Genomic DNA, 24629 nt, shown 5'->3' with positions numbered 1-24629 from the left:
CCGGCCCGGTGCCCCCACCCCGGTGCCCGGGGCGGACGGTAGGCCGCGGCGGGCGTCCCCCGCGACGCGCGTTGCGCCGGATGGGACTCCCGGGTGCCTGCGGCTACCATCGCTGCCACACCGCACGCGGAACCGGCTCCGTACCGGCCGGGCGCGGGAAGCCGGACCGGGCGCCCGGCCCCGCTCGACCGGCGACGCCGGCACCGGTGCGGATGACGCCAATCCGCCGCGCGCTCTGCCTCGAAGTACCGGTGACCATGTCACAGACCGGAGGTGTCCATGCGCGTGGCAGCACATGGTGACGACTCAGCTCCTGCGCCCCGCTCCGGCGTCCTGGAGCTACTGCTCGAACGTGTCGCACGAGGCGATGAGCGAGCGTTCGACAGCCTGTACACCGCGGTGGCCGGTGCGGTCCTCGGCCTGGTGCGCAGGGTGGTGCGGGATCCGTCGCAGTCCGAGGAGGTCGCCCAGGAGGTGCTGGTGGAGGTGTGGCGGTGTGCGTCCCGGTTCGACGCACGGCAGGGCAGCGCCATCGCATGGATCATGACGCTCGCCCATCGGCGCGCGGTGGACCGGGTGCGGTCCGCACAGGCCACGTCCGACCGTGAGAACCTGGCGGCGGCTCGCGCCCACAGCCCGGCGTTCGACGAGGTCAGCGAGCAGGTGGAACGGCGGTTGGAGCGCGAGCAGGTGCGCCGCTGCCTCGAGCAGCTGACCCCGCTCCAACGGGAGTCGGTCACGCTCGCCTACTACCGCGGCTATACCTACCGGGAGACCGCCGATGTGCTGGGCGCGGCGGTCGGGACGGTCAAGACCCGGCTGAGGGACGGCCTGATCCGGCTGCGCGACTGCCTGGGGGTGTCCGTATGAGCACGGGTGACCTGCACACACTGACCGGGGCCTATGCACTGGGCGCACTGTCCGGACGAGAAGGGGAGGAGTTCGGGGAGCATCTGGCGGAGTGCGAAGCCTGCACCCAGGAGGTGCGGGAGCTGAGAGAGACCGCGGCGCGACTGGCCCTGGCGGTCGCCGAGACCCCGCCGCCCGCCCTCCGTGAGCGGGTGATGGCGGCACTGCCGGAGGTCCGCCAGCTTCCTCCGGCGCGGCGCGGGTCGCGGCCCCCGTCGGCCCGTCCGCGGTGGCGGCAACGCCTGCCGTATCTGGCCGCCGCAGCCTGCCTGGTGCTCGCCGCAGTGGCCGCGGGTCTGGCGGTCGGCGGTGACCGGGAGGCCTCCGAGCAGCGTGCCCGGGCAGCCCGGGCCGAGCAGCAGGCGGCGGCCCTGAGCGCGCTGATGGCGGCCCCGGACGCGACCTTCAGCACTCGTGCGCTCAAGGGCGGCGGCAACGGCACGGTCGTGGCCTCCCAGCAGCTGGGGCAGGCCGCGTTCGTCTACCGCGGGCTGCCGCCGCTGCCCGATCGCCGCGTCTACCAGCTGTGGTACAGCCGCAACGGGGTGATGGTGCCCGCCGGCCTGCTGGAGCACGGCCGCTCCACAGGGTCGACGCTGCTGGTCGGAGGTCCTCGCGGGGCGGACGGCGTCGGTGTCACGGTCGAACCGGAGGGGGGCTCCCCCCGGCCGACCAGCGCCCCCCTGGTGCTGCTGTCGCTCTGAACCTCCGCCGCGGCAGGTGCCGACCTCGGGACGCCTGCCGCGGCGCCGGTGCCATGCCCGGTACGGCTCCGGAAACCGTGACCCATCCGAAGGGCCCGCGGCTCCGAATGGTCTGCAGAGGGCCCCGCCGACCCACGGCCGGGCCCGGCAGCAGGAGGAGGGGACGGCCTGTGGACCGTCGACGGATAGCGGTGGTGGGCGCCGGCGTCTCGGGGCTCACCGCGGCGTATGTGCTGCAACAGGCGTGCGAGGTGTCGCTGTACGAGGCCGCGGACCGTCTCGGCGGCCACGCCCACACCCATGACATCGCCGACGCCGACGGCCGGGTGGCCCGGGTGGACACCGGGTTCATCGTGCACAACGACCGCACCTACCCGACGCTGCTGCGCCTCTTCCGCGAACTGGGGGTCACCACCCAGGACGCGGAGATGAGCATGTCGGTGCGGTGCGACGGCTGCGGCCTCCAGTACGCCGGCGCCCGTGGGCCGTCCGGTCTCTTCGCGCACCCGCGCAGCGCCGTGCGCGCCCGGTACCTCCGGATGCTGACGGAGGTGCCGCTCTTCCACCGCGCCGCCCGCACCGCCCTCGCCGACCAAGGCGCCGACGGCGCCGATGTCATGACGCTCGGTCAGTTCCTCCTCCGACGCGGCTTCTCAGGCTACTTCGTCGCCCACTACATCACCCCGCTGGTCTCCGCGGTGTGGTCGTGCGCGCCCCGGACGGCCATGCAGTACCCGGCCGCCTATCTCTTCCGCTTCCTGGACCACCACGGGATGCTCTCGGTCGGCGGCTCGCCGCGATGGCGGACCGTGACCGGGGGCTCCGCGGAGTACGTCACCCGGATCGGCAAACAGCTCACCACCCTGCACACCGGGACCCCGGTGCGGGCGGTGCAGCGGTCGACCGACCGGGCCCGTGTGGTGACCGCGGGAGGAGAGGTGCGGGAGTACGACGCGGTCGTGCTGGCCGTCCACCCCGACCAGGCGTTGCGCATGCTCGCCGATCCCACCGAGGAGGAGGTCCGGGTCCTGGGCGCCTTCCGCTACTCGCGCAATGCCACCGTGCTGCACACCGACACCTCCCTGCTGCCCCGCGCCCGGGGCGCCAGGGCGTCCTGGAACTATGTGATGTCCTCCTGCGACACCCCCGCGGAGGCGGTGCGGGTCAGCTACCACATGAACCGGCTGCAGCGGCTCGACACCGCCACCGAGTACGTCGTCACCCTCAACGCCGAGGACCTGGTCCGCCCGGACCGGGTGCTGGCGCGCATGGTGTACGAACACCCCGTCTACACCCCCGAGTCGGTCGCCGCCCAGCAGCACCTGCCGCAGCTCAGCACCGGTGTCACCGCGTACGCGGGGGCGTACCACGGCTGGGGATTCCATGAGGACGGCTGCCGCTCCGGCGTCCAGGCGGCCGCAGCCCTGGGGGTGCGCTGGTGACTGCCCAGGCGGTGCGCGGCACTGCGACCGGGGCAGCCCCGGCCCTCTACGAGTGCACGATCCGGCATGTGCGTACGGCGCCCGTGCACCACGCCCTGCGCCACCGCACCTATCTGTGGCTGGTCGACATCGACCGGCTGCCGCTGCTGCCACGCGCACTGCGGCCGCTGGCCCGCTTCGACCCGAGGGACCACTTCGGCGGGACGGCCCCCACGATCCGGGACGCGGTGGAGCGCTTCCTGGCCGCCGCCGGCGTCCGGCTGGAGGGCGGACCGGTGCTGATGCTGACGCACGCAAGGGTCCTCGGCCATGTCTTCAACCCGCTCACCCTGTTCTGGTGCCACGACCGCGGCGGTGACCTGGTCTGTGTGCTCGCCGAGGTCCACAACACCTACGGTGAGCGCCACTGCTACCTGCTGCGGACCGACGGCCGGGGCGTGGCCGAGACGGCCAAGGAGTTCTATGTCTCCCCGTTCTTCCCCGTCGACGGCGGCTACCGGATGCGCCTGCCGCCACCGGGGGACCATCTGGACCTCAGCATCCAGCTCCGCCGCGACGGCGGCCGGCCGTTCACTGCCACCGTCCGAGGCGTCCGCCGCCCGGCCACCCCCGGCCGGCTGCTGGCCGCCGCGGTACGCCATCCGTGGTCCACAGCGGCGGTGACGGCCGGAATCCGGCGGCACGGCGTCCGCCTCCTCCTCCGCGGCCTGCCGGTCCAACCGCGCACACCCCATCGCACCCAGGAAGGCATGACGTGAGAACTCCCGCCCCGGACCACCGCCCCCGCAGCCGGGACAGCGCCCCCTGCTGGGCCACCCGGCAGCACCCGGCCGCCGAGGGCCGGGTGGGCAGGCAGGCGACACCGCACCTGCCGTGCGGGGCCGACCCGGACCGGCAGGACAGTCCCGGATGAACGGGTTCCCCTGGGGTGCCTTCGCCGCCAACCTCGGGGTCGCGGCCGCCGTGGTCTGCGCCGTCATGCTCGCCACCTTCGCCGTCGCGGTGGCCAAAGGGGTGCACCGGGTGGTGGATGTGGCCTGGGGCCTGGCCTTCACCGCGGTGGCACTGGCCACCTGCGCGGCCTCGGCCGGACACGGTGACGACGGCCGGCGGCTGCTGGTCACCGCAGCCACGGCGGTGTGGGGGCTGCGTCTGGCAGGCCATATCGCGCTGCGTGGCCGCGGCCACGGCGAGGACCCCCGCTATGACCGGCTGCTCTCCCGAGCCCCGGGCAACCGCGATCTCTACGCCCTGCGGATGGTGTACCTCCTCCAGGGCGCACTGGTCTGGCTGGTGTCCCTGCCCGTGCAGGCGGCACAGTACGTGCCCGCCGGGCTCGACCCGCTCGCGGTGGCCGGTGCCGCGCTGTGGGCGGTCGGCGCGGGCTTCGAGGCGGTCGGGGACCTCCAGCTCGCCCGGTTCAAGGCGGACCCGGCCAACCGGGGCCGGATCATGGACCGCGGCCTGTGGGCCTGGACCCGCCATCCCAACTACTTCGGCGACTTCCTCGTCTGGTGGGGCCTGTTCGCGATGGCGTGCGGCGACTGGCAGGCAGCCGTGGCCTCGGTGGTCTCGCCGCTGGTGATGACGTTCCTGGTGACGCGGGGCAGCGGCAAGCGCCTGCTGGAGAAGCATCTGGCGGACCGCCCCGGCTATCGCGAGTACACGGCCCGGACCAGTGGCTTCCTCCCGCTGCCGCCGCGCCGTGGGCCGCATGGGACAGCCGGCCGGCGATGACCGGTTGCCCGGTGAGGGCGTCGCCTGCCGCCGGGCGAGCTCGGCGCCGCCCGGACAGGACCGGGCCCGGGTGGGCGGCACCGGCCCGGGAGGCATGGTGCGGGAGCGCGTGAGCGACCCCGGGGACGGGGGAGAGGTGCGCCGTACCCGCGGTGCTGTTCCGGGGACGGCGCCCGGGTACGGCGAAGGCCCCCGGGAACACCCGGGGGCCCTGCTGTGCGCTGTGGTGCTGTGGGTCGGCTCAGTACCAGTGGTGGGTCTGCCAGAACGACCAGGCGGCGTTGGGGCTGCCGTAGCGGTCGTTCATGTAGTTCAGGGCCCACTTGACCTGGGTGGCCGGGTTGGTCTTCCAGTCGGAGCCGGCGGAGGCCATCTTGGAGCCCGGCAGGGCCTGGCACAGGCCGTAGGCGCCGGAGGCGGCGTTGACGGCCCGCGGGTTCCAGCTGCTCTCGTGGCTGACGATGTGGTCGAAGGCGGCCCACTGGTTCGCCGGGACCATCGACTGCGCCATGGCGCGCACACTGCCGGCGGAGGTCTGGGTGGCGGCGAACGCAGAGCCGGTGACGGTGTTCTTGGAGGCTTCCGAGGCGGTGGCGGCCGAGGCGGCCGGAGCAGCGACGGCTGCCAGGGAGGCGATACCGGCGGCCGAGGCGAGCACGGCGGTGGCGGTACGCAGACGGGGCATGGCGATGCGCTTCAAGAACAGACCTCAATCGGCTCACTGGACGACCCGGCCTCAGAAGCGGCCGGCGTCCGGGGCACCCGTATCGGTTCGGTGTGCCGGGCGGGACGCCGGGGGATCGTGAGACCCGGTGGCGCCGTCGGACTCGTCCCACCATGGACGAACCGGACATAGCCCTGCAAACACCCCTGCTACTACGGCCTCCCGTAGCCCAGAGCCTGCTTCGAACGGCCGTTGCGGACCGTCGGCAGCCTGGTTTGGCCGGGGATTTCAGCCGCGGCGCGGGCGTGGTCCCAGCTGTCGAACCCCCTCCTACCTGCACCTTTCGCCATGACGAGCAGCCTTCGCGGCTTAAACGCCTGGATGCCGGAATTGGGATGTTTATTCGGGGTTCATCCGCGACCGCCGCACCTACTAACCCACGTCGTGTTCCCTCGAACCCCTGTGACCCACCTCACCGCCAGGCCCCTTCAGCGTGTGAGCCAGGCCACCGGAACCCCGCGCGACAAGGGGTCGACGGCGGCCGCTCGGCACCCGTGCGGGGGTCCGCGGAACGGCCGGCGAGACGACGCTGCGCCCGGCAGCCGAGCAGCCGAGCAGCCGAGCAGCCGAGCAGCAGGGAAGCAGGCCGGACGGCAGGGCGGGGTGCAGCGCGAGTCGCGGTCCCGGGCCGCTCCCGCCGGAGCCGGCGCCACGGCCGGGGCCCGCGACCGCCGGCCGGATTTCCCGGATCGGGGCGCAGCCTGCGAGGCGGGCTCGGCGCCCGGCAGCCGAGCGGAGGGGTCATAAGTGGCACGGCGGGGCCGGGCGCCGGCGCCCGCCCCGGCTCCGGGCTGCTCACGGCCGAAGCCGCTCCGTGGTGGGGACCGCTACCCCGGACTTGGGCGCAGCCCGTGCCCCGGACCGCATGGCGGGCATCGTGACCCGGTCGCCCGGGCGTTCTCCGCCTGCCGAGCCGGCGCTGGTGGCCTTGCCCGCGGTGCCCTGGCTCCTCCTGGGGCTGGGGGTCACGGCGAGGAGGACGAGCCGTTACCCGCGGCAGCTCGACCCGCTGATCGTCCGCACCGTCGGAGGCGCCGACGACCTGAAGCGCAACCGCCACAAGCGGCGTGAGGTGAGGACGGCCCGCAGTTGGTGCCGGGAGCCGGAGGACCTCTCCCGGCGGGCGAGGGAGGCGTTCGATGTGTCGCGGCGTACGCACGCCGGTGACATCGCCCACCGTCGTGCGCTGCGGGCGGACGCGAGACGCGTCGGCGGTGTCTACCGCAGTCTCATTCCCCCGATCGTGCGGGCGCGGTCGGCGGGTGACGTGGACCAGGTCGTCTCCGACCTGGTCCGCGGCATAGAGCTGACGGTGTGAGAGGACCGGGACGCGGTGCTGGCCGCCGCCCCCGCCGTCGGGCCCGCCAGGTGGCGGGCGCGCGCGCATGGCTGGTCCGGGCGGTCCCGGGGTTCGTCCTGGTCGCCTTCGGGGTCGTCCTGCCGATGCTGCCCGTCTTCGGGCAGCATCAGGTGGGGGCCGAGAATCTGCGCTGGGGTCCGGCCCTGGCCGGCGCCGCCATCGTGGTCTCTGCCGGCCCGGAGGTGTCGGTCCGGGTCGATGAGGCGGTCGGCCGGGCACGTGCCGCACGGTGAGAGGCCGGGCACCGCGAGAGGCCGATCCGCCCGCGGCTCGGTCCTGCGGGTGCCGGAGACCGTGACGGACGGGCCCGCCGGGGTCCACGGCGGAGGCCGGACGCGGATCCGCCGCGCGCAGGTCGGACGGATCAGACGGCAGGCAGCTCCGCCCAGTGGGTGACCGCGGGGCCGCGGCTGCGGATGCCGTGCCGGGCGGACAGGGCGGCCACGATACCCAGCCCGCGGCCGCACTCCTCCGGCCGCATCCCCTCGATCGGCCGATGGGCGTGCGGTGCGGCTCCCGTGTCCGTGACCTCGACGCGCAGCGTGCGGCGGCCGCCGTGGTCGGTCACCGAGAGCCGCAGCATCGCCGGGGGGAGGGCGTGGACCACGGCGTTGGTGGTGAGCTCGGAGATCACCACCAGTGCGTCGTCGGCCGTCTCGGCGGGGATGGCCCATGTGGTCAGGACCCATCGCGCGCGTCTGCGGACGGCCGAGACGACCTCCGGGATGTGGGGTACCGGGCAGAGGTGCTCCATCACCTCCACCACAGCCGGTGGCGCGTCCGTAGCGGAGGCCGGATCCATGGCGGTTGCGCTCAGCATGCCGTGCTCCCTCCGGGCGTGGCGACCGCGGTGACGGCCAGGGCGGCCCTCACTGCGATGTGGACTGCCGGTACGCCGGGACGTGTCCGCCCCTTGTGTCGTGCCGCCATGTCTCCTCCTTCACGCCAGGCAGGGAGTTGCCGGTCGCGTTCTGCGCCACGGTCTGCCCGGATGGGCTCCCGGTGTGCCGCGCAGCGGTGGACGTTGCACCTGAAACAGGACGTTATGGACAGCCGGGGGCGGGGTCAACGAATAGCGGTCGCCATTGCCGAACGGGGCCGCTGCGGGGCGTACGGGACACGGTTCCGGAGTGCCGCGGTACGGGTGCAGCGCACGCCGGTCCCTTATTCCAGGGCCGTTCGCCGGTGCCCAGGGCGCGAATGCGGAGATACGATCCCCCCATGTCCGGCCCGGTGCAGTCCATCGAGCGGGCGGCCGCGGTGCTGCGACTGCTCGCCGGGGGGCCGGGCAGACTCGGCCTCGGCGAGGTGGCCTCCGCGCTGGGTCTGGCCAAGGGGACCGCCCACGGCATCCTGCGCACCCTGCAGCACGTCGACTTCGTGGAGCAGGACCAGGCAACCGGGAAGTACCAGCTGGGCGCGGCGCTGCTGCACCTCGGCTCCAGCTACCTCGATGTGAACGAACTGCGATCCCGCTCCATCAACTGGGCCGACGCGCTCGCCGCCCGCAGCGGGGAGGCGGTGCGCCTGGGCACCCCCCTGGAGGGCAGGGTCCTCATCGTCCACCATGTCTTCCGGCCCGACGACACCCTGCAGACCCTGGACGTCGGATCGCTGCTGCCGCTGCATGCCTCCTCGCTCGGCAAGGTGCTGCTGGCCTTCGGGGCCACTCCGCTGGAGCCGGTGGTGGCGGCGGGGCTGGAGACATACACCCGGCACACCGCGGGTACCGCAGAAGAGCTGGGCCGTGCCCTGGCCGAGATCCGGGAGGCCGGATGGGCGGCCGACATACAGGAAATGATCATGGGTGAGGCGGGGGTCGCCGCGCCGATCCGGGGACACGGCGGCCTTGTGGTGGGCGCCATGGGCGTCACCGGTGCCCTGGAGCGCATCTGCGACTCCAAGGGGCGGCCGCATCCACCGCTCGTCGACATGGTCCGCGGAGCGGCACGGGCCGTCTCCCGAGATCTCGGTGCGGCCCGCTGGTGATCGCCGTGCCCCCCAGACAGAACGGATCCCAAGGCAGGCCGGCTCATGGTTGAACGCTATGTGATGTCCGTCGACCAGGGCACCATGTCCACGCGATGCATCCTGTTCGACCACAGCGGGCGGCTGGTGTCCGTCGCCCAGCGCGAGCACCAGCAGTACTTCCCCCGGCCCGGCTGGGTCGAGCACGACGCCCTGGAGATCTGGCGCAACCTCCAGCGGATCGTCCCCCAGGCCCTCGCCGGAGCGGGCGTCGACGCCGAGCAGATCGCTGCGGTCGGCATCGCCAACCAGCGCGAGACCACCGTCCTCTGGGACCGCAGAACCGGGCTCCCGAAAGGCAGGGCCATCGTCTGGCAGGACACCCGCACCGCCCCGCTGCTGGCGGAACTGGCCCGCACCACCGGGGAGGACTTCTTCCTCGACCGCTGCGGCGTGCCGCTGAGCACGTACTTCACCGCCCCCCGCATCCGCTGGCTCTTCGACCACGTCCCGGGGCTGCACGAGAGCGCGGAGCGCGGGGACGTGCTGTTCGGCACCATCGAGAGCTGGCTGATCTGGAACCTCACAGGCGGCCCCGACGGCGGACTGCACATCACGGACGTCACCAACGCCAGCCGCACCATGCTGATGAACATCCGCAGCCTCGACTGGGACGACGACCTGCTGGCGCTGTTCGGGGTCCCCCGGGCCATGCTGCCGCAGATCCGCCCCTCGGCGGCCTGCTACGCCAAGGCCCGTTCGGTGCTGCCCGGTGTGCGGATCGGGGCCGCCCTGGGCGACCAGCAGGCGGCGCTCTTCGGGCAGACCTGCTTCGGGCCGGGCGAGGCGAAGTGCACCTATGGGACCGGCAGCTTCCTGGTCCTCAACACCGGCACCGACCTGATCAGATCCCGGCACGGACTGATCACCACCGTCGGCTACAAGGTCGGCGACGAACCCGCCGTCTATGCGCTGGAGGGTCCGATCGCGGTGACCGGCTCCCTGGTCCAGTGGTTCCGCGACCAGCTCGGACTGATCACCAGCGCGCCGGAGATCGAGACGCTGGCACGCACCGTCGAGGACAACGGCGGCTGCTACATCGTCCCCGCCTTCTCCGGGCTCTTCGCCCCGCGCTGGCGCAGCGACGCACGCGGCGTGATCGTGGGCCTCACCTCCTACATCACCAAGGGGCATCTCGCCCGGGCGGTCCTGGAGGCCACGGGCTGGCAGACCCGCGAAGTGGTCGACGCGATGAACGCCGACACCCACATGCCGCTGGCGGAACTCAAGGTCGACGGCGGTATGACGGCCGACAACCTCCTCATGCAGTTCCTGGCCGATGTGCTCGACGTCCCGGTGGTGCGTCCGCTGGTCGCCGAGACCGTCTCGGTGGGAGCCGCCTACGCGGCCGGGCTCACCGTCGGTTACTGGCCCGACCTCGAAGGGCTGCGCCGCAACTGGCACCGCGCCGCCCAGTGGCTGCCGGACATGGACCCCGGGGCGCGGGAGAGCGCATACGGGGACTGGCAGCGTGCCGTCGAGCGGGCACTCGGCTGGGTCAGACCGACCGAGGGGGACTGACCCGGGGCATGACACCGGCCCGGCCCGAGGGCCGCGTGGCACCCCGATCCCCGCACACCAGGGCCGGGCACACCATGACCGGGCACACCAGGGCCGGGCACACCATGACCGGGTCGGGCACCGGAACCCGCCGGGACGTGATGCATCTCTCCCCACCGGGCGCTCCGCCCGGCTGCGCACCTTGGTAGGAAGGGTGGACAGCCGCTTCATCGCACATACGGAAGTTCCATCGTGGCAGACCGCAAGACTCCCGACCTCCGCACCTTCGAGACCGACCTGACCGCCCAGGAGGCACAGCGGCGCGCCGCCGTCCTTGAGGCGATCGGCCCCAACTGGGATCCGGTGGCGGTCATGCAGGCGGAGGAGCAGGCGTACCGCATGCTCTACTCGGACCTCGACGAGGACCAGCAGCGGATCTACGACGAGCTGGTGGCAGCCGGAGTCCTGCCCGCGCACCCCGGTGGCGGCGATGTTTCCGCTTGATCCCGACGCCGACCGCGCTCGCAGGGCCTGGGTGCCCTGCCCCAACTGCCGGGACCACCGCGACTGCGAGGCCTGCCTGGCCGGCCGGGCGTGTCCGGACCACTGGCGCTATCTGCTGAGCAACACCGGGCCTGTGGTGCATCTGCAGTGCCCCGCGTGCACCCACATCTGGAGCCACGACACGGCCGCGTGAGCGGCGTCGAGCACCGCTGGAGCCGGCACGAGGGCGGCCTCCGCGCCGGTGGACGACCGGCCGTACGGCGGGGAGGGATGCGTCTCTCCCCGCCGTGCGGGCGGTGCCGCCGGATCGCGGCGCTGCCCCGGGGCCGTCAGCAGTACCTGCGGGACGCCTTGTAGAAGCCCCGGTCGTAGCCGTCCTGGTAGCCGTTGGTGAAGCCGCGCCAGTACGCCGAGCCGCCGCCGCCGAAATACCTGTTGTTCCGGTGGGGGAAGTACCGGCAGAACTTCCATCCGTCCCTGAAGCCGTCGTTGTACCCGATCCGGTAGCCGTCCCGGTACCCGCGGTTGTACCCCGGCCGCGACTGGTTGAGCGTGGATGTGCCCGGGGCCTGCGCGGAGGCGGACTTGGCGGGCGCGGCGGGCGCGGCGCTCGCCGGTGCGGCCGCGAGCGGGGACAGGGCGAGGGCGGCTGTGAGGGCGGGTCCCGCGATGGCGAGGGTGAGCTTCCGACGCATGGTCACATCCTTTGCGCTGGAGGTGGGGAATCCGCCGGAGAAGACCCGGTGCCTGGAGCGGGCAGCGAAGCGCGACCGCATTCCTGCCGCGCGGACGGGGTCCCCGTAGGGGTCCTGCCGACGTTGCGGCGGATCCGCGTACCACAGGAGTGGACTCCTACATCATGAGGCTAACGCCGCACCGGCTGCCCCGCATGTCACCGCCGTTGCCGTGCGCCTCCCGCTCGGCCGTCGCCACAAGCCGGCCCACGAGGTCCGCGCACCACAGCCCATGACATTTCGTGAGCAGATGACTCCACAGCGTCGCCGACTGCCGAGCGTCCCTTGCCGACCGCATCGGCAGGCTCCGGTGACGGCCGGCGTCCGGGCGGTCGAGGGCGCGCTCGCAGCCCTCAAGTGACGCCCACCGCCGGGATCTTCACGTTCTGGCGCGGGGATCTTCACTGTATGATCAAGCACTTTGTCGTTTCCGGCCTGGGGGTCCCTGCGTGCGACGTGTATCAGCGATTCTGGGGGCGACAGCGGTTCTCGCCCCCCTCGTCCTCTCCAGCGCCACTCCGGCCTCGGCTGCGAGCGGCTCGCTCACCATCACCACGCTGGGCCGCGACGGCAAGGCGGTCGCCACCAACCCGCAGGTGGTCAACCTGTCCACCCACGAGCCGTACTGGCTCACCAGCGGCAAGGCCTACTCCCTGCCTGCCGGCCGCTATGCAGTGATGGTGGACGTCTGGAACTACAAGGACAACACCGACACCCTCGGTGCCGCGATCGTGACCGTGGCAGGCCGTACGAAGACCACCATCGACGCCCGCCAGGGGCGCGGGGTCAAGGTCTCCCTGGACCACAGCCCCGGGGCCGGCTTCGAGCAGCGCTACGACGTCAGGCTCTGCCTGCCCGGCAGCGCGGGTTCAGTGGACGCCTGGGCCGAGGCCGGCCACCTCTATGTGATCCCCAACTCCTCCTCCGCGCTCCAGTTCGCCTATGTGTCCAGCTGGAACAGGCCGGGCGCCAAGGGCCCCGGCGAGCGGTACATCGTCGCCGGACTGAACAAGAGGGGCCTGCCGAAGGGGCTCGCCGCGGTGGTGCGCCGGTCCTCGCTGGCGAACCTCAGGGTCCAGGCCCGCAGCGGCCCGACCGTCGACACCCAGAACACCGTCGACTTCGCCACCACGTCGGGGCATGACACCTGCCAGTACGACCTCATCGATTTCGGCGACCCGTACACGCTGCCGTACAACCTCACCGTGCATGTGTCGGCCGGGTCCTGGCAGACCGCCGAGCGGAGTACCGCCAACTACAGCTACAACGCCCCCCGGACCTTCGCGGCGGGTGCCTCCTACGACGTGCTCTTCAACCGCTCCGCCTGGGGACCGGGCGGCCAGCTGCCCTTCACCTGGGGCTCCGGCCGCCGCCTCTACGTCGATCCGGACGCCATGTTCTTCGACCCGTCGGTCACCTACTCCGCAGCCCCCGGGAGGACAACCGTCGTGCTGAGCAAGGGCGGCAGGACGATCAGCAGGAAGAGCTTCACGACCTACGGCAACGGTCCGGGCACCTTCAACCCCGTGATCCCCGGCGCGGGCTGGTACTCGCTGAGCCTCACCGCCAAGCGTTACCAGCCGGGCGTCCACTTCCCGGCCGGAATGCTCTCCTCCGCGTCCACGCTGAGCATGCACTTCTACGCCAACCCGGCCAAGAGCACCCAGATCCCGCTCTACTACACCCAGTTCGTCCCGACGCAGCTGAGCGCGGCCAACCGCGCGACGCCGGGCAGCACCACAAGCGTCAACCTGCGGCTGTACCGCCCCAAGCCCCTGGACCACCTGGTCGGCTATCCCTCGGACGCGGTCAGGTCGGTGAAGGTGTGGGCCTCCTTCGACGGCGCCAAGACCTGGCACACCGTCAAGGTCAAGCACTCCGGGAGCTCCTGGACGGCCCTGGTGCCCAATGGGCACTCCGGGCCGATCTCCCTGCGGTCCACCGTCCTCGACACCCACGGGGACAGCGCCACGACGACGGTCTACCGCGCCTACCTCGTCGGCTGACCCGGCCGACGGGCGGCACTGCGTGGCCGTGCGGACGGGAACCGCGTCCGGGCGGTGGCGTCACCGGGGGTGAGGATCCTCCCCGGCGGCGCCACCGCGGGGGGATGTCTCGGCTCACGACGGCTGATCGGTCCACGGTCGCGACCCCGCGCCCGCCCGCTGTGAGTGGTGCGGGGGCGGTGCGCGCCGGAAAACCCGTTGCCCCCGGTCCGCCTACGTGATCAGGATGGTCGTGACCCACCGACCACCCGCAGGAGCACCCGATGCGCCGATTCCTCGACACGACCCAGCGCCCCCACCGGACGACGGACCTCGAGGACCTCGGCACACATGCACCCTCAGCACACCCTGAACATCGGCATTCTCGCGCACGTCGACGCAGGTAAGACCAGTCTCACCGAGCGCCTGCTCTTCGACACCGGCGTCATCGACCGACTCGGCAGCGTCGACGCCGGCAGCACCCAGACCGACACAGGTGCCATCGAGCGGCAGCGCGGCATCACCGTCCGCTCGGCGGTGGCCTCCTTCCGCGTCGGCCCCGTACAGGTCAATCTGATCGACACGCCCGGGCACTCCGACTTCATCGCCGAGGTCGAGCGCGCCCTCGGCGTGCTGGACGGCGCGATCCTGGTCCTCTCCGCGGTGGAGGGTGTCCAGGCGCAGACCCGCATCCTGATGCGGACCCTGCGCGAGCTGCGCCTGCCCACCCTGATCTTCGTCAACAAGATCGACCGGGCGGGTGCCTCCCGCGACCGGGTCCTGGCGGAGATCAGACGGCATCTCGCACCGCACATCGTCCCCATGACCCTGATGCAGGACCTCGGCACCACCTCGGCCCTGGCGTACCCGGAACCGCTGGACGACCCCGCCTTCCGCACCCGGGCGGCCGAGGTCCTCGCCGAGACCGACGACACCCTGCTCACCCGCCTCCTGGAGGGCTGGACCCCCTCGCCCGGCAAGCTGATGGAGTTGCTCGCCGACCGCACCGCGCAGGGTCTGGTGCACCCGGTGTACTTCGGCTCGGCCCTCGGCGGGCAGGGCGTCGGGCCGCTCATCGAGGGGATCACCGCGCTGCTCCCGGCTGCCTGCACCGCCGACGGATCCCCTCCGGCCGACCAGCCGGCGCGCGGCACCGTGTTCGCCGTCGAGCGTGGGCCCTCCGGAGCCAAGAGTGCCTACCTCCGGCTGTTCTCCGGCACGCTGGCCCTGCGCCAGCGGGTGACCCTGCACCGCCGCGGGCCGGACGGCACGCCCGAGGAGTACACGGGTCAGATCACCGGCCTGGAGGTCGTGGGGCAGGCCGGAGCCCGCACCGGCGGCCGCCTGACGGAGGGCAACATCGCCAGGATCCGGGGGCTGCCCGGGATCCGCGTGGGGGACCGGCTCGGCGGTGCCGCGGACCCCGGCGACAAGGGCCGACCGCCGCACTTCGCGCCCCCCACACTGCGGACCGTGGTCCGGCCGCGGGAGACCGGGACCGGCCCCGCGGCCCGGCTGTACGCCGCCCTGTGTTCCCTTGCCGAACAGGACCCGCTCATCCACGCCTGCACGGAGCCCGGCGGCGCGACCTCGGTGCTGCTCTACGGCGAGATCCAGAAGCAGATCATCGCGGCGACCCTCGAACAGGACTTCGGCATCGAGGCCGTCTTTGAACCCAGCCGGATCGTCTGCACGGAGCGGCCGACGGGAGTCGGCGAGGCGTGCGCGGAGATGGGCCGCGGCGGGCCGAGCGAGGGCGGCTTCTGGGCAACCATCGGACTGCGGGTCGAGCCCGCGGCCCGCGGCACCGGGGCCCTCTTCCGCTATGAGACCGAGCTGGGCGCGCTGCCGCACGCCTTCCATCGCGCCATCGAGGAGACCGTGCACTCCGCGCTCCGCCACGGACCGCACGGCTGGGCGGTGACCGACTGCGTCGTCACCCTGGTCCGCTCGGGCTTCCTCGGGCCGGCGAGTACGGCCGGGGACTTCCGCGGCCTCACCCCGCTGGTCCTGACCGAGGCGCTGCGCCGGGCCGGCACCCAGGTCTACGAGCCCTACCACGCCTATGAGCTGGAGATCCCCCTGGATGTGCTGGCCCCCGTCACCCAGTGCCTCGGCGCGCTGGGCGCGGAGATCACCCGGACCTCCGGGGGGACGACCGGCTGGCTGCTGGCCGGCGAGATCCCGGCCGTCAAGCTGCCCGAGGCCGAGCGTCTGCTGCCCGGTCTGTCGAGGGGCGAGGGAGTGTGGTGGTCCCGGCTGTGCGGGGACCGTCCGATCGGCGGACCGCCGCCCTCCGGGCCGACCCGCTGAGGCCGGGGGGACCGTTCGTCGGGGCGGGGCCATTGCCACGCCCCGACGGACGGTCCGCCCCCAGGGCCCTGCGCGTACCGGCCCCCGAGGACGGTCGGGCCCCGTGCCGCCCCCGACCGCAGGCTGGGCCGGATCGCGGCGCGCAGCGACCTCCTCGGGACCGCGCCGGGGACGCAGCCCCCGGTGGGCTGTGCGGGTGAACCCCCGCTCCCGCCCCACGGCGGCGCCGTTCACCCGCGGCGGCCCGCCTGCAACATGACCCGTGCGGCCGCCGACAGGGAGAGGGAGGGTGCGATGGAGGTGTCGGGAGTGCATCACGCCTATCGCCAGCGCCGGGTCCTGCGCGGTGTCGACCTGGAACTGCCCCCCGGAGTGCTGGCCGGCATCGTCGGGGAGAACGGTGCCGGCAAGACGACCCTGCTCAGGATCCTCTCCGGCGAACTGCGCCCCGACCGCGGCACCGTCCGCCACCACGGCAGGTTCGGGTACTGCCCCCAGCAGGTCGTCCTCAACGACGCCCTGACCGTGCGTCAGCATCTGGAGTTCTTCCGGATCGCCTTCGCCCTCGCGGACCTCCGCCGGGCCGAGGAGGTCATGGAGGCGCTGCGCTTCACCGAGTACGCCGACGAGCGGGCCGGTTCGCTCAGCGGCGGGACCCGACAGAAACTCAACCTCACCCTGGCCCTGATGCACGACCCGCAGGTGCTGCTGCTGGACGAGCCCTACCAGGGCTTCGACTGGGACACCTATCTGCGCTTCTGGGACCTCGCCGACCAGGTGCGCGACGCCGGCCGGTCCGTCCTGGTGGTCGCCCACCTCGCCTATGACACCAACCGACTGGACCAGCTGTGGCGCCTCAAGGACGGCGTACTGCACCCCGGGGCACAGGCGGCGGCATGAGGCGGCATCATCTGCTCCTGTTCACGACCGCCACCCGCTACGCGCTGACCGAGCATGTCCGCAACCGCTTCGCCATGCTGCTGGTCGCCCTGTTCATCCCCCTGTGGATCTCGCTCGCCTATCTGTCGATCCCCAACACCCCGGCCCGCATCCAGCTGCGCGCCACCGGGCAGGTCCTGTCCCCCCGCGGCAACGAGCTCACCGAGATCACCGGCGCTCTGAACGCCGTCACCCTGATCGTCGGGTTCATGATGTTCGCGGCCACCTTCAGCGGCGGCGGCTTCGACCGCCGGCTGGCCCTCGCCGGCTATCCCCGGGTCCACCTCATCCTGGCGAAGATCGCCTCACTGGTCCTCGCCTCCGCCGCCGTCGCCGCCTACGCCACCGCTCTCATCTGCCTCTCCTTCGCACCCCGCCGTCCCCTCCTCCTCGCCGCCGCACTCTTCTGCGCCGCCATGACCTACGGGGCGCTCGGCGTGGCCTTCGGCTCACTGCTGCGCCGCGAGGTCGAGGGCATGTTCGCCATCGTGATGACCAGCACCATCGACCTCGCCCTGCAGAACCCCATCGCCAGCTCCGCCGCGAACAGCCCGCTGATCAGCTTTCTGCCCTCCTACGGCGCCATGCAGGCGGCCACCGCCGCGGGGTTCTCCACCACACCCCTGCCCGGCTACCTCGCCATCCAGCTCATCTGGTTCACCGCCGCCGCACTCGTCGGCCTGCTCGCCTTCCACCGGCGCACCCGCAATGCGCTGCACCGGACGGGACACCTGTGGATGTCCGGGCGCCGCGACGACGACCGGCGTGAAGCGGTCACGGAGGACGCACCACGGGGCGGCTGACGCACCCGTCGCCGACGCGGTCGTCCCGCCCGCCCGGTGCCCGGCTCCCGGCTCCCGGCGTGAAGCGCCAAACCCCCTTCACAGCACCTCGGGGCCGCGCGCCCGGCCGGCGGCCCGGTGCCCGGCCCGGGTGGTGTCCGCTATCACTTCGCCCAGGAGTCGTCGGCGGTGCCGTTCTGCTCCGGCACCCTGCCCCGGGGACATCCGGCGGCCGTGGCGGCCCCTCGGGATCTGGGTCCCCGTCCGGCCGCCGTCCGCCTGACGCAGACGTCCGGGCCGGCCGGATCGACACCTGAACGACCGCCTGCTGCCGGTCGGGAGGCAGTGATCCGGCATGGCGCGGACACGACCGTCACCGGGCTGTGGGCCACCCGACGAGGAGCCGGGCCGACAGCCGCAGGGGCGGCGGACTCGCCGGCCGTCCCGGCAAACGTATCGCCGCCTGGGGTTCCGTCAGCGGGCTGACGGAACCCCAGGCGGCGATCGGCTCCCCTGGCGGTGGTGACCGTGCGGTGTCAGCCCCGGGTGCTCGGGGAGACGGTGCGGGCCTCCACCGCCGGCGCCGCGAGCAGTTCGTCGGAGGACTGCGCCAGCAGGGTCGTACGGGAGGCGCGCCGCGCCGGGACGAGAAGGGCGGCGAGCGAGGCACCCAGGCAGAGCAGGGCCAGCAGGGCGAACGCATGGGTGTAGCCGGAGGCCTGGGGGAGGCCCGAGGACTGGAGGTGGCCGGTCACCAGGACGCTGGTCACCGAGGCTCCGATGGAGCCGCCGATGGTCCGGATGTTGGCGTTCATACCGGTGGCCGCGCCGGTCTGCTCGGCGGGGACGCTGCCCACGATCAGGTTGGCCATCGAGGAGAAGGCGAGGCCGATGCCGAGGCCGAAGATGCCCGCGGCCAAGGCCACCTGCCACTGCTGGTCGTGCCAGGCGGAGAGCACCCCGCAGGCGACGGCGCCGAGCGCGGCGCCGGAGATGAGCAGCTTCTTGGCTCCGAACAGGGGCGCCAGACGGCCGCTGAGCACACCCGAGAAGAACATGGCGACCAGCATCGGCAGCATCAGCAGGCCGGCCCCCGTGACGCTCGCGCCGAAGCCGTAGCCCGCGGAGCGGGGGGTCTGGGTGAAGCCCGGGAGGAAGGACCAGATCGAGTACATGCCCGCGCCGAAGAGGAGGGCGGCGGTGTTGGTGGTCCACACGGCGGGCAGCCGCATGACACGCAGGTCGATCAGGGGGTGGCGGGAACGCGCCTCGGCCAGCAGCCACAGGGCGAAGAGCACGACGGCGGCGGCGAAGAGCCCGATCACACGGGTGGACGTCCAGCCCCAGGTGGAGGCCTGGCTCAGCGGAAGCAGCAGTGCGACCAGCCATCCCGAGAGCAGTCCCGCGCCGGCCCAGTTGACCCGCCCGGCGGCCCGGCGCGGGGACTCGGGGATGCAGCGGAGAGCGATCAGCGCGGTGGCGGCCACGACGGCGACCGGCAGCCAGAAGAGCCAGCGGTAGTCGAGCGCGGTCACGATGGGTCCGGCGGCGACCATGCCGACGCCGCCGCCGGCCGCGATCACCGCGGAGAAGTTGCTGATGCTGGAGCCGACCTCGGCGGCCGCGAACTCGTCGCGGATGATGCCGAAGGACAGGGGGAGCAGCGCTCCGCCGATGCCCTGGATCACGCGGGCGATGATCAGGACTCCGATGGTGGGGGCCAGGGCGGCGAGCAGGCAGCCCAGTACCAGTGCGACCAGCACGGCGACGAGTGTGCGCTTCTTCCCCACCAGGTCGCCGACGCGGCCGAGGATCGGCGTGAAGATCGACGCGGAGAGCAGATACGCGGTCATCACCCAGGTAGCGGTGGACTGCGAGGTGTGCAGGGCGTGCTGGATGGTGGGCAGCGCCGGCGCTATCAGCGACTGGAGCATGGAGAACACGCCACCGCCGGTCGCAAGGACCGTGAAGGTGAGGCGGGTGGAGTTCCGGGGCATGGGGAGCCTCTCGAACGGGATGCGGCGGACGTGTCGTGGCCGCGGTTGTACGAACTGGTCGACAGGGCAGGGAGCGCCGACGGCAGGGCGGACCGGCCGTCGGGGGTGGTGCGGAGCGTCGGGGGTGGTGCGGAGATGGACACGGCGTACAACCGGCCCGGCGGCCCGGCGCAGCGTCGGAGAGCCGGCGCAGGGGGGACGCCTCTTGCGGAGTGTGCGGAGTAAGGGGGCTGCGGGGGTCGCCGCAGCGGATGGCTCGACTGTTAAAGTGGAGGCATGCCTCCACTGTAGCGGAGGCTGACCTCCGGTTCAACCCGGTTCCATCAGGGAGGCAGCAGTGGCGGCCCAACCCGTCCTCGTCGGCGAGATCGTCGCGGTGCAGCGCCCGCGCCGCAAGGATGCAGCGCGCAACTTCGACGCGCTGCTGGCCGCCGCACGCGAGGCATTCGCCGAGCAGGGCGCGGAGGCGTCCCTGGAGGACATCGCCCGCCGGGCCGGGGTCGGCATCGGCACCCTCTACCGCAACTTCCCCACCCGCAGGCACCTCTTCGAGAGCGTCTACGCGGAGGAGGTGAACGCGCTCTGCCGGGTGGCGCTGGAGGTCGCCGGGCAGGAGCCGTGGTCGGCGCTGACGTCCTGGCTGGAACGCTTCGTGGAGTACACGGTGACCAAGCAGGCGATCCGCGAAGCACTGAACGGCGAGTCGGAGATCTTCCTCGCCTGCCGCACCTCCATGTACGAGGCGGGTGGCCCCCTGTTCGTGCGCGCGCAGGAGGCCGGCGAGGCCCGCAAGGACATGGACTTCGACGACCTGGTGCGGATGGTCGCGGGCATCACCGCGACCAAATTCGTGGACGACGCGCAGCGCGCCCGGGTCGTCGGTGTCGCCCTCGACGGAGTGCGCTGCCGCTGACCGGGCAGGTCGACGCCGGGGTGGGGGGCCCGTCGGGGAGGGGTGGTCTTCGGCGGGTCGGCGGCCGGCTGCTCTGCGGGAACTCCGGCTGCGCCGCCGGTTGGGCGCGTCGCCCCCGTCCGCCCGGCTGACGTGGCGGCGGAACGGACGTCCCGTCGGGCTGGCGGCTCTCCGTGGTGGGCCGTGAGGTGCCCCGGGTGCCGGACGGCAGGCGGGAGCGGCTCCGTGGTGAGGCGGCGCCGGGGGTTGCCCGGCAGGGGCCGGGGTGCGGTGCGCACCGGCGCGCAGCTGCGCTCCGGAGGCTCTGTGACACCGCCTCGGCGTCGGCAGCGGAGCAGTGCGGGCGGAGGGCTGGGGGAGGGTGACGACCTCTTCGGCGGTTGCTCCCTCGCCCCGCCTCGGGGCCGACGCGGTTCGCCATGAGCCGTACGACCCGTCGGCTCCGCTCCGCAGGTCGGGGCCTGGGTGGCGGGTGGCGCAGAGGCCCGGACCGGTCCTGAGCCGACGTGCGGTCCGGGGTGGCCCGGCCGGATGGGCGGCCAGGACGGAGGCCGAAACGGCATGGTCATGTAATTTTCACCGCCCGGCATCTACCCGCATAGACCTTGGCACGGAATCCTGGCCCGGTACCGCACACCTGCTCCGGCCCGCCGCCCCGGCGGGACGCTGAGCGCTGCCCGGACAGAGCTCCGCAGACTCTGCGGGGACCTGATCGAACAGAACTGGCGATCTGTCAGACCTGAATGCCGAGCGAGACCAGGTCACTCGACCCTTTGGTGCAAGGAGAGGACATCACATGGGGATGACCATGCGGACGCTGGTGGGCGCAACCGCCGCGGTGGCGGCGATAGCCGTGGCGACGCCCGCGCAGGCCGTCGTACCGCCGGAGCACGCCGTGATCGTGTGCCAGAGTGCGAGCTTCTACGCCAACTACGACAGCTCCTCCGGTCCGTCCGGGCTGATCCGGGTGCTGGGCTACGGCAACAAGGTCGGCCACACCCGCGGGGTCCACCCCGTCTACAACGGCTGGGCTGCCACCTTCGACTTCGGCAAGGGCGACTGGGGCTACGTCCGCATCGAGTGCCTCGGCGGCTACGACTCATGGTGACCGGACCCATGGCCGTGTCCGACCTCCACCCTCCTCGTTGAAAGGGCCGCTGATGCCTGCATTCCGTACCACCCGCACCGCCGTCGCCGTCGGGTGCGCACTGACCGCCGCAGCCCTCGCGGGGGCCGTACCCGCGCAGGCCGCGGACGGCACCGTCGGCCAGCGCGAGACGGTCTGCGCACAGGACCTGTATGTGCGTACCGACCCCGGCGGAGCGTGGATGGGCACCCTCTTCCAGGGCCAGACCTTCACGGTCGAGCGCAAGCAGGGCGGCTGGGACTACGGCTTCGCCTACGGCAACATCAACCGCCATGGCTGGGTGCAGGACGGCTGGTTCTGCTGACCCGAGCGTCCCTACCCACGCGCAGGCCCGGTGCGGCACGGACCGCGCGACGCGCTGCCGGTACCCGGTGCGGGCGGGCGGACCGGGACTGCCGGGACCTTCGCGCGGTCATGGGCCGACCCGGCTGGGAAAGCCTCTGCGCCGCGCCGTGGGCGGCAGGTGGGTGAGGGGTGGCAACGTCGCGTCACCCCCCGCCCGCACTCCGGGACTGACGTTGCGTCAGGAAGACCTACCTCCTGCCAGGGCGGGAAGTTCCGTGCCATAAGGTCACCGCGTACGGGAGCGGCCGCCACTCGCGGGCCACCCGGCAGGCAGCATCCCAACCGGCATGTTCAGGAGTGCAGCATGAGCTTCATCAAGAAGATAGTCGAGGTCACCGCGAAGGGCTTCGAGATGGGGGAGGACGCCGTCCAGGAGTATGCCGAGCACCGCCGCGCCGCCAAGCTCTTCCTCAAGCTCGGTGTCGCCGTCTACGCCGAGCAGCGCCTCAACGGCTCGCACGCGCCGGTCGAGCGCATTCTCCTCGCCCTCGACGGCCACGCGGCCGAGTACGGCGAGGTCGAACTCGACCACCTGGACGCGGCCCGCGAGGTGCTCGGCGAGGAGTTCATCGCCGAGCACAGCAACGATGCCGCCGAGGCAGCGGACGCCTCCGCGCCCGCACCCGCGGCGGCTGCACCGGAGGCGGCTCCCGTACCTGCCACGGCCGAGTAGCAGGACAGCTCGACAGGGACGGGTCGTGCGGCTCCGCCGCCGTGCGACCCGTCCGCGCACTGCTCCGGCAGACAGCCCCGGCAGGCACGAGAGCCGTCGAGGAGCGCGCCGCGCCCGTGGAGCGGACGGCGGGTGTACTCACCCGGGGCGGCCGGACGGCCGCGACCGGCGGGGGCGGACCCGGGGCCGGGCACAGCACGATCTACGGGTGGAGCGGGCGGATCGTCCTCAGCGGTCGAGCTGCCGCCTGCGGTGAGGGCGAGCCCGGCCCGTGCCGGACATGTGGGCCCGCTGAGGTCGGTGCTCAGAGCCTTGCCGATCCGTTCGAGGCGGCGGGCGGCGCTGCCGTGGTGCAGGGGGCAGGTCGGCGGTCAGGCGGCGGGAGCCGGTGGCACCGCAGGCGGCCGGCGCCTCCAGATCCTCCGCGCTGCCGCCCGGCCGGGAGATCCCGGCCGCGTCGGCGTTGTCGCGTGCGACGTCCGAGGTGTCCAGGCCGGGCCTGGGGGGATCGGCAGGCGGCCGTACCGTCCGCCCGGCTTCAGCCGGAGGATTTCCCCAAGGGCAGGCGTTCGGGCCGTAGGCTCAGCAGATGTCCGCTCCCGAAGCGGTCCCCCGGGCCGCCGCCGCTGCTCTGCAGACCCTTCTGGCCGAGCGGTACGCCTCGCCGGTCGCCGTCGACCGCTGGGAGCAACTGGAGCCCTGGGCCGTGGCCCGCGTCCGGCTCCGGAGTGCCGCCGCCCCGCACTCCGTCGTCGTCAAGTGGACACGGGCCGCCCCCGCCCGGGCCCGCACCGCCGCCTGGCGGCTGCGCAACGAGTCGGCTGCGCTGCAGTTCCTCGGTGACGACGTCGGGGGTGGCCTGGTGCCCCGGGTCATCGCGGCCGACATGGTCGCCGGGATCCTCGTTCTGGAGGACCTCGCACCCCGCGTCGCCCTGGACCGGTTGCTCCGACGCGACGGGGCGGCCGCTCACAACGGACGGCTGGCTGCGTTCGCCCGTGCCCGCGGTGAGCTGAGCGCGGTCACCGCCGGGCGGGCCGAGAGCTACTACGCCCGCCGGGCCGCGCTGGGACCGGTCGACCCGGCGGCCGACCTGGTGGACCGCTCGCCCCGTTCCGGGAGTCGGCCGTCGGACACGCCGCGGCGCTCGGGACACCCCTCGACGGCCGGGCCGCATCCGATCTTGCCTCCGCACTGGACGAGTTGCACGACCCGGGCCCGTTCCTGGTACTCAGCAACGGGGACGCGGAAGCCAACAACATCCTCCTGCACGCCTCCGGTCCGGCCGACGCCCGCCTGATCGACTTCGAGTCCGCCGGCTACACCCATGCGCTGACCGACGCCGTATGCCTGTATGTCCCCGGCCCGGCCTGGCTGGCCGTCGGCGACCCGGTCACCACCGGGCTGGCCGACCAGTACCGCAGCGCCCTGGCGCTCGGAATCCCGGAGGCGCAGGACGACCGGCGGTACGGGTCCGGCCTCGCCGCCGCCTGTATGTCCTGGGCACTGATCCGGCTGCACCGGTTCCCCCCGCTGGACACCCGCCCACCGGGCGACCCCAGCCGCCTCCAGCTCATCGCCACCCTCGAGGCCGCGGCCCACACCGCCCGGACCCGCAACGCCCTGCCCCATCTCACCGGCTGGCTCCGCCGTATCGCCGCGCTGCTGCGCCGCCGCTGGCCCGATGCGGACCAGGACTTCAGCGACCCTGCGGCATTCCCGCCGTACCTGGCCCGGCACCCCATGGGCCAGGCAGACCGTCGGCCTCGCTGAGGTCGAGGCCGGGCGCGGGTCGAGGGCCATGACCGCCCCCCCGGGGAGGGTTCCGCAGGGCTGCTCCGGGAAAGGCCCCAGCGCTGTGAAGGGGACGGTTCGACAGGGGCAAGGAGGGCC

Annotated in this window: 25 protein-coding genes; 21 read left to right on the top strand and 4 right to left on the bottom strand. The window is 72.8% G+C overall.

Features of this window, described 5'->3' with window-relative positions:
• Nucleotides 1–279: 279 nt before the first annotated feature.
• The 5 genes from sigK to AB0761_RS02035 all read left to right on the top strand — a co-directional run bounded on the left by sigK (nucleotide 280) and on the right by AB0761_RS02035 (nucleotide 4792).
• Nucleotides 280–870, top strand: a complete 591-nt coding sequence (gene sigK, locus AB0761_RS02055; RefSeq protein ID WP_377267093.1) for an ECF RNA polymerase sigma factor SigK — start codon at nucleotides 280–282, stop codon at nucleotides 868–870.
• Complete coding sequence (locus AB0761_RS02050; protein ID WP_377267092.1) at nucleotides 867–1613, top strand: anti-sigma factor domain-containing protein; 747 nt, start codon at nucleotides 867–869, stop codon at nucleotides 1611–1613. The genes sigK and AB0761_RS02050 overlap by 4 nt, the downstream gene beginning before the upstream one ends.
• A 170-nt stretch (nucleotides 1614–1783) precedes the next feature.
• Nucleotides 1784–3055 carry an NAD(P)/FAD-dependent oxidoreductase gene (locus AB0761_RS02045; protein WP_377267091.1) on the top strand — a complete coding sequence of 424 codons (1272 nt, stop codon included), beginning with the start codon at nucleotides 1784–1786 and terminating at the stop codon, nucleotides 3053–3055.
• The gene (locus AB0761_RS02040; RefSeq protein ID WP_377267090.1) at nucleotides 3052–3813 is read left to right on the top strand and encodes a DUF1365 domain-containing protein; all 762 of its coding nucleotides are present in this window, start codon (nucleotides 3052–3054) and stop codon (nucleotides 3811–3813) included. Before AB0761_RS02045 ends, AB0761_RS02040 begins: the two co-directional genes overlap by 4 nt.
• Nucleotides 3814–3964: 151 nt before the next feature.
• On the top strand, nucleotides 3965–4792 hold the full coding sequence (locus tag AB0761_RS02035; RefSeq protein ID WP_377267089.1) for a DUF1295 domain-containing protein: 828 nt from the start codon (nucleotides 3965–3967) through the stop codon (nucleotides 4790–4792).
• A 241-nt stretch (nucleotides 4793–5033) separates the two neighbouring features.
• Here AB0761_RS02035 and AB0761_RS02030 read toward each other — a convergent pair whose 3' ends face one another.
• Nucleotides 5034–5492: a transglycosylase SLT domain-containing protein gene (locus AB0761_RS02030; RefSeq protein ID WP_377267088.1), complete on the bottom strand. Its 459-nt coding sequence runs from the start codon at nucleotides 5490–5492 to the stop codon at nucleotides 5034–5036.
• A gap of 961 nt (nucleotides 5493–6453) precedes the next feature.
• Between AB0761_RS02030 and AB0761_RS02025 the strand changes: the two genes are divergently transcribed.
• Together AB0761_RS02025 and AB0761_RS02020 are read left to right on the top strand one after the other, a co-directional pair.
• Nucleotides 6454–6834 carry a hypothetical protein gene (locus tag AB0761_RS02025; RefSeq protein ID WP_377267087.1) on the top strand — a complete coding sequence of 127 codons (381 nt, stop codon included), beginning with the start codon at nucleotides 6454–6456 and terminating at the stop codon, nucleotides 6832–6834.
• A gap of 50 nt (nucleotides 6835–6884) precedes the next feature.
• Nucleotides 6885–7109 carry a hypothetical protein gene (locus AB0761_RS02020; RefSeq protein WP_377267086.1) on the top strand — a complete coding sequence of 75 codons (225 nt, stop codon included), beginning with the start codon at nucleotides 6885–6887 and terminating at the stop codon, nucleotides 7107–7109.
• Between the two features lie 131 nt (nucleotides 7110–7240).
• Here AB0761_RS02020 and AB0761_RS02015 read toward each other — a convergent pair whose 3' ends face one another.
• Nucleotides 7241–7696 (bottom strand): ATP-binding protein, encoded by a 456-nt coding sequence (locus AB0761_RS02015; RefSeq protein ID WP_377267085.1) that lies wholly within the window; start codon nucleotides 7694–7696, stop codon nucleotides 7241–7243.
• A 401-nt stretch (nucleotides 7697–8097) separates the two neighbouring features.
• Here AB0761_RS02015 and AB0761_RS02010 point away from each other — a divergent pair, with 401 nt between their 5' ends.
• The 4 genes from AB0761_RS02010 (at nucleotide 8098) to AB0761_RS01995 (ending at nucleotide 11101) form a co-directional block, all read left to right on the top strand.
• On the top strand, nucleotides 8098–8865 hold the full coding sequence (locus AB0761_RS02010) for an IclR family transcriptional regulator (RefSeq protein WP_377267084.1): 768 nt from the start codon (nucleotides 8098–8100) through the stop codon (nucleotides 8863–8865).
• A gap of 45 nt (nucleotides 8866–8910) precedes the next feature.
• Nucleotides 8911–10425: a glycerol kinase GlpK gene (glpK, locus tag AB0761_RS02005; protein ID WP_377267083.1), complete on the top strand. Its 1515-nt coding sequence runs from the start codon at nucleotides 8911–8913 to the stop codon at nucleotides 10423–10425.
• Nucleotides 10426–10656: 231 nt separating this feature from the next.
• Entirely contained in the window at nucleotides 10657–10908 is a 252-nt protein-coding gene (locus AB0761_RS02000; protein ID WP_377267082.1) for a DUF6400 family protein, read from the top strand.
• Nucleotides 10895–11101, top strand: a complete 207-nt coding sequence (locus AB0761_RS01995; protein WP_377267081.1) for a hypothetical protein — start codon at nucleotides 10895–10897, stop codon at nucleotides 11099–11101. Before AB0761_RS02000 ends, AB0761_RS01995 begins: the two co-directional genes overlap by 14 nt.
• A 136-nt stretch (nucleotides 11102–11237) precedes the next feature.
• Here AB0761_RS01995 and AB0761_RS01990 read toward each other — a convergent pair whose 3' ends face one another.
• On the bottom strand, nucleotides 11238–11603 hold the full coding sequence (locus AB0761_RS01990) for a hypothetical protein (protein WP_377267080.1): 366 nt from the start codon (nucleotides 11601–11603) through the stop codon (nucleotides 11238–11240).
• Between the two features lie 488 nt (nucleotides 11604–12091).
• Here AB0761_RS01990 and AB0761_RS01985 point away from each other — a divergent pair, with 488 nt between their 5' ends.
• The 4 genes from AB0761_RS01985 to AB0761_RS01970 all read left to right on the top strand — a co-directional run bounded on the left by AB0761_RS01985 (nucleotide 12092) and on the right by AB0761_RS01970 (nucleotide 17682).
• On the top strand, nucleotides 12092–13648 hold the full coding sequence (locus tag AB0761_RS01985; RefSeq protein WP_377267079.1) for a hypothetical protein: 1557 nt from the start codon (nucleotides 12092–12094) through the stop codon (nucleotides 13646–13648).
• A gap of 330 nt (nucleotides 13649–13978) precedes the next feature.
• Nucleotides 13979–15940 carry a tetracycline resistance ribosomal protection protein Otr(A) gene (gene otr(A), locus AB0761_RS01980; RefSeq protein WP_377267078.1) on the top strand — a complete coding sequence of 654 codons (1962 nt, stop codon included), beginning with the start codon at nucleotides 13979–13981 and terminating at the stop codon, nucleotides 15938–15940.
• A 294-nt stretch (nucleotides 15941–16234) separates the two neighbouring features.
• Nucleotides 16235–16840: an ATP-binding cassette domain-containing protein gene (locus AB0761_RS01975; RefSeq protein ID WP_377267077.1), complete on the top strand. Its 606-nt coding sequence runs from the start codon at nucleotides 16235–16237 to the stop codon at nucleotides 16838–16840.
• Nucleotides 16837–17682: an ABC transporter permease gene (locus AB0761_RS01970; protein WP_377267076.1), complete on the top strand. Its 846-nt coding sequence runs from the start codon at nucleotides 16837–16839 to the stop codon at nucleotides 17680–17682. The genes AB0761_RS01975 and AB0761_RS01970 overlap by 4 nt, the downstream gene beginning before the upstream one ends.
• A gap of 515 nt (nucleotides 17683–18197) precedes the next feature.
• Here the strand turns inward: AB0761_RS01970 and AB0761_RS01965 are convergent.
• Nucleotides 18198–19658: an MFS transporter gene (locus tag AB0761_RS01965; RefSeq protein WP_377267075.1), complete on the bottom strand. Its 1461-nt coding sequence runs from the start codon at nucleotides 19656–19658 to the stop codon at nucleotides 18198–18200.
• 337 nt (nucleotides 19659–19995) lie between these two features.
• Between AB0761_RS01965 and AB0761_RS01960 the strand changes: the two genes are divergently transcribed.
• From AB0761_RS01960 to AB0761_RS01935, 6 genes are all read left to right on the top strand, one after another.
• A complete protein-coding gene (locus tag AB0761_RS01960; RefSeq protein WP_377267074.1) occupies nucleotides 19996–20571 on the top strand; it encodes a TetR/AcrR family transcriptional regulator in 576 nt (191 codons plus the stop codon).
• Nucleotides 20572–21367: 796 nt separating this feature from the next.
• Nucleotides 21368–21679 (top strand): hypothetical protein, encoded by a 312-nt coding sequence (locus tag AB0761_RS01955; RefSeq protein WP_377267073.1) that lies wholly within the window; start codon nucleotides 21368–21370, stop codon nucleotides 21677–21679.
• Nucleotides 21680–21731: 52 nt separating this feature from the next.
• Nucleotides 21732–22022 carry a hypothetical protein gene (locus AB0761_RS01950; protein WP_377267072.1) on the top strand — a complete coding sequence of 97 codons (291 nt, stop codon included), beginning with the start codon at nucleotides 21732–21734 and terminating at the stop codon, nucleotides 22020–22022.
• Nucleotides 22023–22367: 345 nt separating this feature from the next.
• On the top strand, nucleotides 22368–22736 hold the full coding sequence (locus AB0761_RS01945) for a hypothetical protein (protein WP_377267071.1): 369 nt from the start codon (nucleotides 22368–22370) through the stop codon (nucleotides 22734–22736).
• 589 nt (nucleotides 22737–23325) lie between these two features.
• A complete protein-coding gene (locus AB0761_RS01940; protein WP_377267070.1) occupies nucleotides 23326–24036 on the top strand; it encodes a hypothetical protein in 711 nt (236 codons plus the stop codon).
• A complete protein-coding gene (locus AB0761_RS01935) occupies nucleotides 23940–24509 on the top strand; it encodes a hypothetical protein (protein WP_377267069.1) in 570 nt (189 codons plus the stop codon). Before AB0761_RS01940 ends, AB0761_RS01935 begins: the two co-directional genes overlap by 97 nt.
• Nucleotides 24510–24629 lie beyond the last annotated feature (120 nt).

It is taken from the genome of Peterkaempfera podocarpi (assembly GCF_042466665.1).
Taxonomy (GTDB): domain Bacteria; phylum Actinomycetota; class Actinomycetes; order Streptomycetales; family Streptomycetaceae; genus Peterkaempfera; species Peterkaempfera podocarpi.
The sequence above is the reverse complement of the archived record's forward strand: the minus strand, read 5'-3'. Positions and strand labels throughout refer to the sequence as shown.

Bases quoted from the DNA above. Each gene is read 5' to 3' on its own strand.
- AB0761_RS01945 (WP_377267071.1), top strand. From the start codon at position 22,368: ATGAGCTTCATCAAGAAGATAGTCGAGGTCACCGCGAAGGGCTTCGAG.
- AB0761_RS01950 (WP_377267072.1), top strand. From the start codon at position 21,732: ATGCCTGCATTCCGTACCACCCGCACCGCCGTCGCCGTCGGGTGCGCA.
- AB0761_RS02050 (WP_377267092.1), top strand. From the start codon at position 867: ATGAGCACGGGTGACCTGCACACACTGACCGGGGCCTATGCACTGGGC.
- sigK (WP_377267093.1), top strand. From the start codon at position 280: ATGCGCGTGGCAGCACATGGTGACGACTCAGCTCCTGCGCCCCGCTCC.
- AB0761_RS01955 (WP_377267073.1), top strand. From the start codon at position 21,368: ATGGGGATGACCATGCGGACGCTGGTGGGCGCAACCGCCGCGGTGGCG.
- glpK (WP_377267083.1), top strand. From the start codon at position 8,911: ATGGTTGAACGCTATGTGATGTCCGTCGACCAGGGCACCATGTCCACG.
- AB0761_RS01940 (WP_377267070.1), top strand. From the start codon at position 23,326: ATGTCCGCTCCCGAAGCGGTCCCCCGGGCCGCCGCCGCTGCTCTGCAG.
- AB0761_RS02035 (WP_377267089.1), top strand. From the start codon at position 3,965: ATGAACGGGTTCCCCTGGGGTGCCTTCGCCGCCAACCTCGGGGTCGCG.
- AB0761_RS01995 (WP_377267081.1), top strand. From the start codon at position 10,895: ATGTTTCCGCTTGATCCCGACGCCGACCGCGCTCGCAGGGCCTGGGTG.
- AB0761_RS02010 (WP_377267084.1), top strand. From the start codon at position 8,098: ATGTCCGGCCCGGTGCAGTCCATCGAGCGGGCGGCCGCGGTGCTGCGA.
- AB0761_RS01975 (WP_377267077.1), top strand. From the start codon at position 16,235: ATGGAGGTGTCGGGAGTGCATCACGCCTATCGCCAGCGCCGGGTCCTG.
- AB0761_RS01970 (WP_377267076.1), top strand. From the start codon at position 16,837: ATGAGGCGGCATCATCTGCTCCTGTTCACGACCGCCACCCGCTACGCG.
- AB0761_RS02015 (WP_377267085.1), bottom strand. From the start codon at position 7,696: ATGCTGAGCGCAACCGCCATGGATCCGGCCTCCGCTACGGACGCGCCA.
- AB0761_RS01990 (WP_377267080.1), bottom strand. From the start codon at position 11,603: ATGCGTCGGAAGCTCACCCTCGCCATCGCGGGACCCGCCCTCACAGCC.
- AB0761_RS01965 (WP_377267075.1), bottom strand. From the start codon at position 19,658: ATGCCCCGGAACTCCACCCGCCTCACCTTCACGGTCCTTGCGACCGGC.